Raw genomic sequence first — 963 nt, 5'->3', positions numbered from 1 at the left:
ATTTTTCCGGACAGACGGCTTCGCCGCAACGGAATATTCAATTTTCAAATGACTCGAATATGTCAACAATTTTTCGATTTCCGTTTCCTTCGAAGTTATATGTTGTTCTTTTGTAATAAAAGCCATCTCTACGAGTTTCATATTCATATTCAACAAAAACTTTTGATGTGGAATCACCTTCTTGCAATGTTGATTCATGAGTAATGAAGCCTTGCTGACTGTTAAGCGTTGCTCTCCACATACTATTGAGCTTTCGAGCTTTTGTTGGAAATAGCCCCCAAATCACTATAAAAAGAATACTACCTATAATGCTTAGATATATAATTTTTTTCATAAATCAATTACTCAATTATTAAAGTGTATTTCTGCTGCAAGTCGTTAATTAATGATTCCCTGTAGTCTTGCCATAATTCGTCGCTCTTTAGACTGTTAATAAGATGATTGACATTAAAAAAATTTTCTTTCTTATCATCTAAAAATTTTTGAATTATAGCATCCATGCAGATTCTGCGGAATATGCACTTTAACCAGTTACATCAAAAAAAACACATAAAAATCACCTCCTATAAATAGGATTTACTATACCTCTAGTGTAACAGGAATAGTAATAGTGTGTCAATTTACATTTTTATTAAGAATAATATAGATAATAGATGTCATCGATCATTTATAACAGTCGTTATATAAAAATCCATATTATGATTTCCAAAACTATATTATTTGAGCTTTTGATAAGGCTTTTGAGATGGGAAAATCAAACGACCTGACGAACTTTCATTTTATAGAAGGCCGTTCTATTTGTCATGCCCGCATAAAAGCGTGCATGCTTCAATTTAAGAAATACCGTCGGTGGTCTTTCCTATAAAGTTAGAAACATGCGCCGCCAGGTGCACTAAAAAAAAGAAGAGGCATGAATTGCACAAGGTTCTTTCTGAGTTTTGGGTATTTCAAGAAAAAGTAGAT

1 protein-coding gene is annotated in these 963 nt (G+C 32.5%); it reads right to left on the bottom strand.

What is annotated here, in order from left to right; translation table 11 throughout:
• Positions 1-37: 37 nt before the first annotated feature.
• The gene (locus DW826_RS17965; protein WP_117553343.1) at positions 38-334 is read right to left on the bottom strand and encodes a hypothetical protein; all 297 of its coding nucleotides are present in this window, start codon (positions 332-334) and stop codon (positions 38-40) included.
• Positions 335-963: the final 629 nt, after the last annotated feature.

The organism is Clostridium sp. AM34-11AC (assembly GCF_003435375.1).
GTDB lineage: Bacteria > Bacillota > Clostridia > Lachnospirales > Lachnospiraceae > Pilosibacter > Pilosibacter fragilis.
Note: the sequence above shows the minus strand (reverse complement) of the source record. Positions and strands in the feature narration are given on the sequence as shown.